The organism is Streptomyces katrae, from assembly GCF_000966975.1.
GTDB lineage: Bacteria > Actinomycetota > Actinomycetes > Streptomycetales > Streptomycetaceae > Streptomyces > Streptomyces katrae.
The window spans coordinates 1-6,626 of record NZ_JZWV01000800.1; the positions used below are offsets into that span (position 1 = coordinate 1).

Annotated in this window: 8 protein-coding genes; 4 read left to right on the forward strand and 4 right to left on the reverse strand. The window is 76.4% G+C overall.

Annotated elements, in window-relative coordinates; genetic code table 11:
* Positions 1-956: AMP-binding protein (locus VR44_RS26815; protein ID WP_045950184.1), on the reverse strand; the 956-nt coding region annotated here is incomplete at its 3' end.
* A complete protein-coding gene (locus VR44_RS26820) occupies positions 953-1,726 on the reverse strand; it encodes an SDR family oxidoreductase (RefSeq protein WP_211275130.1) in 774 nt (257 codons plus the stop codon). The genes VR44_RS26815 and VR44_RS26820, both read right to left, overlap by 4 nt.
* 99 nt (positions 1,727-1,825) lie before the next feature.
* On the opposite strand from VR44_RS26820, the gene VR44_RS26825 reads away from it, so the two are divergent.
* Positions 1,826-3,076, forward strand: a complete 1,251-nt coding sequence (locus VR44_RS26825) for an exo-beta-N-acetylmuramidase NamZ family protein (protein WP_045950186.1) — start codon at positions 1,826-1,828, stop codon at positions 3,074-3,076.
* Positions 3,077-3,401: 325 nt separating this feature from the next.
* Here the strand turns inward: VR44_RS26825 and VR44_RS48910 are convergent, their stop codons facing one another.
* The gene (locus tag VR44_RS48910) at positions 3,402-3,806 is read right to left on the reverse strand and encodes a hypothetical protein (protein WP_342669395.1); all 405 of its coding nucleotides are present in this window, start codon (positions 3,804-3,806) and stop codon (positions 3,402-3,404) included.
* 86 nt (positions 3,807-3,892) lie between these two features.
* On the opposite strand from VR44_RS48910, the gene VR44_RS48915 reads away from it, so the two are divergent.
* The 3 genes from VR44_RS48915 to VR44_RS26840 all read left to right on the forward strand — a co-directional run bounded on the left by VR44_RS48915 (position 3,893) and on the right by VR44_RS26840 (position 6,087).
* The gene (locus tag VR44_RS48915; RefSeq protein WP_342669396.1) at positions 3,893-4,498 is read left to right on the forward strand and encodes a hypothetical protein; all 606 of its coding nucleotides are present in this window, start codon (positions 3,893-3,895) and stop codon (positions 4,496-4,498) included.
* A gap of 159 nt (positions 4,499-4,657) precedes the next feature.
* Positions 4,658-5,263: a hypothetical protein gene (locus tag VR44_RS26835; protein ID WP_045950187.1), complete on the forward strand. Its 606-nt coding sequence runs from the start codon at positions 4,658-4,660 to the stop codon at positions 5,261-5,263.
* 89 nt (positions 5,264-5,352) lie between these two features.
* Entirely contained in the window at positions 5,353-6,087 is a 735-nt protein-coding gene (locus VR44_RS26840; protein WP_045950189.1) for a 3-keto-5-aminohexanoate cleavage protein, read from the forward strand.
* Here the strand turns inward: VR44_RS26840 and soxR are convergent.
* Complete coding sequence (soxR, locus tag VR44_RS26845) at positions 6,062-6,511, reverse strand: redox-sensitive transcriptional activator SoxR (protein ID WP_045950188.1); 450 nt, start codon at positions 6,509-6,511, stop codon at positions 6,062-6,064. The genes VR44_RS26840 and soxR overlap by 26 nt on opposite strands.
* Positions 6,512-6,626 lie beyond the last annotated feature (115 nt).

A 6,626-nucleotide genomic window follows, 5' to 3' on the forward strand; every position in this document is an offset into this window, starting at 1 on the left:
GTGCCGGCGTTGACGAGGCAGGCGGTGAGCTCGCAGACCAGCCCGGTGATGTGGAACAGCGGCGCGAGCGCGAAGTACCCGGCCCCTTCGGCGATCGGGTGCCCGGTGACCTGGCGGACGGCGTTGTAGGTGACCGCCCCGTGCGGGTTCATGGCGCCCTTGGGGGTGCCGGAGGTACCGGAGGTGTAGCTGAGGAGGGCGACGTCCTCGGCCCGGAGCCGCGGATCGGGCGGCGCGGGGTGGCCCTGACGGGCCACGGAGAGCAGATCGACGGGGGCGCCCGGCGCCGCGGGGAGTTCCGGCCCCGCCGGCACGTGGGGGGCGAGGTCCGGGGTGGATCCCTGGGGGCTTCCGGCCGCGTCGGCGCCTGAGGCGGGCACGGGGGCGGGGGACCGCTCCGCGCGGCGGGTGCCGCCGGCAGCGGGCGGGCCGGGGAAGACCCGGGGGTCGTCGCGGGTCTGGAAGTCCGTGGCGCGGGCCGTCAGGACGGTCCGGACGGCGGTCCCCCGGACGGCGTCCCCGAGGTACGCCTCCCACGCCGCGTCCGCGCAGACCAGCGCGACCGCTCCGGAATCCCCCAGCACGTGCCGCGTCTCGGCGGACTTGTACATCGGGTTGACCGGCACGACCACCGCCCCGGCCTTCCAGGCGGCCAGCGCCGCGAGCACGAAGTGCGGGGTGTTCTGCAGCATCACCGCGACCCGGTCGCCCCGCCGGACCCCGCGCCCGGCGAGGTACCCGGCCAGGGAGCCGGAGAGGGCGTCGGCCTCGGCGTATCCGATCCGCCCGTCGAAGTACGCCAGCGCGACCCGCTCCGGCGCCCGCGCCACGGCGGCCCGGAAGGCGTCGAGCACACTGGCCGGCGGTGCCACCGGCGCCAGCTGGGCGGCGCTGAGCTGCCGCAGCCACGGCCGGGCGGCGTACGGGGACCCGCCCCCGCCGGCAGCGCCCGTCATGAGGACTCCCACTTCTGCTGGAGGTGGTTCATCGCGCCCAGCCACCGCTCGGGGTCGCTCGCGCGCCCGGCGTAGTAGTCCGCCACCTCGGGGTGCGGGAGGATCAAGAACCGGCCTTTCTCCATGCCGTCGAACAGTGCGTCCGCGACCGCGTCCGGCTCGATCGCGGTCGGCGCCAGGACGAGTTCGCCCGCCGAGCCCGCGGCGGTCAGCATGTCGGTGCGCACGCCCTGCGGGCAGATGGCGTGGACCCGCACGCCCCGGTGGCGGTAGGTCAGCGAGAGCCATTCCGCGAAGGCGAGGGCACCGTGCTTGGTGACACTGTACGGCGCGGCCCCGATCATCGTGAGCAGCCCGGCGGCCGAGACGGTGGACACGAACCGCCCCTCACCCCGCTCCAGCCAGTCGGGCAGCAGGGCGCGGGCGGCGCGCACGTGGGCCATGACGTTGGTGTCCCAGGCCGCCTCCCAGACGGCCTCCTCCGCGAAGGCGTCGCCGCCCGAGGCGAGCCCGGCGTTGGCGCAGTACACGTCGACCCGCCCGCCGAGCGCCTCGCGCGCCTCCCGCACGACCGCCGAGGCGTCGCCGGGGACCGCGATCGCGCGGGCGCCGATGGCACCGGCGACGGCGGCGGCCCTGGCCGGGTCGAGGTCGTTGACGACGACGGTGGCCCCCTCGGCGGCGAAGCGGTGGGCGAGGGCCGCGCCGATGCCGCCGCCCGCGCCGGTGACGACGACTCGCTGGTCCTGGTACGCGTTCACGGGGATCACCTTTCGCCGCTGCCTGCCGGGCCCTGGGGCCACCGGATCCGGGCAGACTAACCAGTCGGTATGTCGGGGCGGAAGGGGTCCGCGCCCCAGGATGGCGGGATGACGCTGTCGCGACGCGGTCTGCTGGGACTGGCCGGGACCGCGGGTGCCGCGGGTGCCGTCGGAGCGGGACGGCGGCCCGCCGGGTCCCCGCCGCCCGGCCGGGTCCGCACCGGCTTCGAGCGGCTGGCCGCCGACGGGTACGCCGAGCTCGCCGGCCGCCGGGTCGGGGTGGTCACCAACCCCACCGGGATCACCGCCGACGCCCGCCACGTGGTCGACGTGATGCACGCCGACGAACGGGTCGACCTGGTCGCGGTGTTCGGGCCGGAGCACGGCTTCCGCGGGACCGCGCAGGCGGGCGGCTCGGAGGGGGCCGGCCGGGATCCGGCGACGGGGCTGCCCGTGTACGACACGTACGACAGGAGCGGGCAGCGGCTCGCGGACCTCTTCACCGCGGCGGGCATCGACACGCTGGTCTTCGACGTCCAGGACGTCGGGGCCCGCTTCTACACCTACGTCTGGACCCTCTACGACTGCATGCGCGCGGCCTCGCTGGCCGACAAGGCGGTCGTGGTGCTGGACCGGCCCAACCCGGTGGGCGGGCTGCGGGCCGCCGGGCCCGTGCTGCAGCGGCCGTACGCGAGCTTCGTGGGCCGGGAGCCGATCGCACTCGCGCACGGGATGACGGTGGCCGAGCTGGCCCTGCTGTTCCACGGCGAGTTCCTGGGGAGCGCCGGGCCGCGGCTGCGGACGGTGCCGATGGAGGGGTGGCGGCGGGGCTCGTTCTTCGGGGAGACGGGTCTGCCGTGGGTGCCGCCGAGCCCCAACGTGCCGACCCCGGACACGGCGCTCGCGTACGCGGGGACCTGCCTGTTCGAGGGGACCACCCTGTCGGAGGGCCGGGGGACGACCACCCCCTTCGAGCTGGTCGGCGCCGAGGGCGTCGACCGGCGGTGGGCGGAGGCGGCCAACGGGCTGGGGCTGGCGGGGGTGTGGTTCCGGGAGGCCTGGTTCACCCCGTCCTTCTCCAAGCACGCCGGGAAGGTGTGCGGCGGGGTCCGGCTGATCGTGCACGACCGGGAGGCCTTCGATCCGGTGCGGGCGGGGATCGGGCTGCTGGTCACGGCGCGGCGGGTGTGGAGCGGGTTCGGCTGGCGGCGGGACCGGTGGATCGACCGGCTGACCGGCTCGGACCGTGTGCGGACGCTGGTGGACGCGGGGGCGGGGGTGGACGAGGTCGCGGGCGACTGGGCGGCGGGGCTGGCCCGGTTCGCGGCGGTCCGGGAGCGGTACCTGTTGTATCCCTGAGCGGTCCGCGACTGCTGTCGTCACGGGTCTGGCCGTCGCGGCCGGGCGGCGGGATGCTGCGACCGACCGGGGCACGGCTCACGTGGAAGGAGGACGTCATGGCGGACGGCGGAACGGGTATCGGGGTCGGGCCGTACCAGGAGCTGGCCTTCGACGCGCAGGGGGACGTGGACCCGGCCGGGCGGGCCGCTGTGGCCCGGATGGAGGCGACCGACCTGCTGGTCTTCGCCCACGGGTGGAACAGCGAGCGTTCCACGGCGACCCAGCTGTACGACCGGTTCTTCGCCCCTTTCCCGGGGCTGGTGGGTCCTGGGGTGCGGCTGGGCTATGTGGGGGTGGTGTGGCCGTCGATCCGGTTCTCCGACGAGCCGATTCCGGACTTCGATCCGCCCGGCGCGCTCGCGGAGGCGGCCGCCGGCCCCGCCCTGGACGCGGCCACGCGGGCGGCGCTGGGCGGGTTCTGGCCCGGCCGGGAGCCGGAGCTGGACCGGATCGCGGCGCTGCTGGAGGAGCGGCCGGAGTCGGAGGCGGCCTTCGCGGAGTTCGGGGCGCTGGTGCGGGAGCTCGCGGGGGTCGGGCCGGCGGCCGGCGCGGCGCCGGGGGAGGCGGGGGTGCCGGACCTGTTCGTGCTGGAGCCGGTGGCGGTGTGCCGGGCGCTGACCGCCGCCCTGGCGCAGGCGGGCGCCGCCGGGGAGGGGGTGCGGGGGGCCTGGACGGGGCCGGGCCTCACGGCGGGCGGAGGGCTGCGNGGGCGAAGGGCTGCGCGCCCTGTGGAGCGGCGCCAAGGAGCTGCTGCGCCAGGCCACGTACTACGAGATGAAGAAACGGGCCGGGGTGGTCGGCGAGCACGGGCTCGGACCGCTGCTGACGGACCTCGCGGGGCGGCGGCCCGCGCTGCGCTTCCACCTCATCGGGCACAGCTTCGGAGCGCGGGTGGTCTCGTTCTCCCTGCGCGCCGTTCCGGCGGGCGCCCGCCACGTGAAGTCGCTGACGCTGCTCCAGGGGGCGTTCTCCCACTACGCGTTCAGCGACCGGCTCCCCCACTCCCCGGGCCGCGGCGGCGTCCTGGGCGGGCTCCAGGGCCGGGTGGACGGACCGGTGGTGGCCTGCCATTCCTCCCACGACTCGGCCCTCGGGGTGTTCTACCCGCTGGCCTCCCGGATGGCGGGGGATTCGGCCGGTCTGGTCGGCTTCGACGACCGGTGGGGCGCGCTCGGCCACGACGGGGTGCAGGCGGTACCGGGAACCCTGCGGATCGCCCTGGACAGAGCCCTGGACGGGGGGCTCCCGGAGGCCGGCTGCGTCAGTGTGGACGCGGGCTCCGTGGTCCGCCGGGGCGGCCCTCCGTCGGGGGCGCACAGCGACATCTGCCACGAGGAGCTGGCCCGGATCGTGGTCGGCGCGGGGCGCATGGGGCGCTGACTTCCGGCCATGTGCCACCCGCACGCCTCGACCGCCCCCGCATGCGCCCGCATCCCGTCGGGCATGTTGGGCACGTCGGGGCGGGTCGCTTCGTTCTACGCGGTAGCGCGGAGCGCGACGGGCGGACATGGGCAGGGGTACGGCGGAGGTGAAGGTACGGTGGCGGGTTTTCGGAGTCTGGCCTACCAGGTGCGCGACGCGCGCAACGACCGGGCCCTGCGGCGCCATTCGCTGCGCCGCTGCCTGGAGCGGTTCGCGCCCTACGGGCACCGGGCGACGTGGTGGCACCTGTGCGACCGGCACGGGATCGCCCCCGAGGACCGGGGCGCGGATCCGCTGCGGCTGGTCGCGGCGCTGGAGGAGCTGGAGGACGCGAGGGCGGTCTGGCTGGAGTACGAGCGGCAGTTCGCGGCGCGGCGCAGACGCGAGAAGCACGACGGGGTGCGGCAGCCGGAGTGGGCCTGGGGCGGCAGCGGGGACGCCGTGGTGCGGTGCGCCGATCCGGGCGTACGGCCGGAGGGGACGCTCGGCGAGGTACTGAGACGGCTGGTGCGGGCGCTGGAGTCGGAGCCGGGGACGGCGTGCCCGGTCTGCGGTGAGCGGGAGCTGCGCTGGCCGTCGGCGCTCTCGGGGCCGGCGGCGTGGGGCGGCGGGGCCTGGGCGTGGGACGGGCCGGTGTGCGGGGGCTGCGGGATCGTGGTGCCCCGGCCGGCCCTGGCGGACACGGCGATGGTGCATCCGGCGGTGGCAGCGGACGCGGCGTGAACGGCGGGGCGGAGCCGGGCCGGGTGGGCGCGGGAGGCGGCGGTCGTGGCGGCCCGGGTGACGCGGGCGGCGGGGCCGGGTGGGGCCCGGTGCTGCAGGTCGCGCTGAACGGTTCCCGGGCAGCCGGCGACGGGGGCGCCGTACCGCTGTCCCCGGCGGATCTGGCGGAGTCGGCGCTGGCGGCGGTCGCGGCCGGGGCCGGTGAGGTGCTGGTGCATCCCAGGACCCCGTGCGGGCGGGAGAGCCTCTCGCCCCGGGTGGTCGGGCCGGTGCTGGCGGAGTTGCGCGGCGCGGGGGTCCGCGTACCGCTGGTGGTGCCGGCGGGTGTGGCGGCCGAGCCGGATCCGGCGGGCCGGCTGGAGCGGGTGGGGTCCTGGGAGGTGCTGCCCGACCGGGCGGTGGTGCCCTTCGCCGAACCGGGGGCGGAGCCGTTGGCTCGGGCCCTGCTGGAGCGCGGGGTGGCGGTGGACGCCGTGGTCCCGCTGGGCGGTGGGGCCGGGCCGGAGCCGCCGGCCCGGTTCCTGGCGTGGAGTCCGTCGCGGTACGGGCGGGTCCGGCTGGTGGCGGAGCTGGCGGAGGCCGACCCCGCGCTGGTCGCCTGGATGCGCCCGCCGCCCCCCGTGCCGGTCGTGCTGTACGGGCGTGACGGCGCGGCCTGGCCGGTGCTGCGGCTGGCCACGCGGTGCGGGGCGGGCGCGCGGATCGGCGTCGGCGAGGTGCTGTCCCTGCCCGACGGGCGGCCGGCCCGGTCGAACGCCGAACTGGTCGCGGCCGCCCGGGCGTTGTGGGGCGGAGTTGCTACGAGGACAGCCGGGATCCGGTGAGCTTCTCGCCGAAGACGTCGTCGGGGTTGGACAGCGCGCAGTTCTTCAGCGAGAGGCAGCCGCAGCCGATGCAGTCCGACAAGTGGTCGCGCAGCCGGCTGAGCTGGCTGATCCGCTGGTCGAGTTCGGCCCGCCAGGCCTCGGACAGCCGTGCCCAGTCCTCCCGGGTGGGGGTGCGTTCCTCGGGCAACTGGGCCAGTGCCTCCCGGATGTTGGCGAGCGGGATGCCCACGCGCTGGGCGGCGCGTACGAAGGCGACCCGGCGCAGCGTCTCACGGGTGTAGCGGCGCTGGTTGCCGGAGGTGCGGCGGCTGCTGATCAGGCCCTTGGTCTCGTAGAAGTGCAGGGCGGAGACGGCTGCCCCGCTGCGCGCGGACAGCTGCCCGACGGTGAGTTCGTGGACGTTCTCGTGAATCTGCGGCACAGCTCCGAGGGTAGTCGGAGGTCCGTTGACAGACGTGCCACCCCCCACCATGCTGAGCAAGCGCTTATTCATCTACCGGGACGGATCCCGTGGGAGACAGGGGCAGGGGCATGAC

Bases quoted from the DNA above. Each gene is read 5' to 3' on its own strand.
- VR44_RS26825 (WP_045950186.1), top strand. From the start codon at position 1,826: ATGACGCTGTCGCGACGCGGTCTGCTGGGACTGGCCGGGACCGCGGGT.
- VR44_RS48915 (WP_342669396.1), top strand. From the start codon at position 3,893: ATGAAGAAACGGGCCGGGGTGGTCGGCGAGCACGGGCTCGGACCGCTG.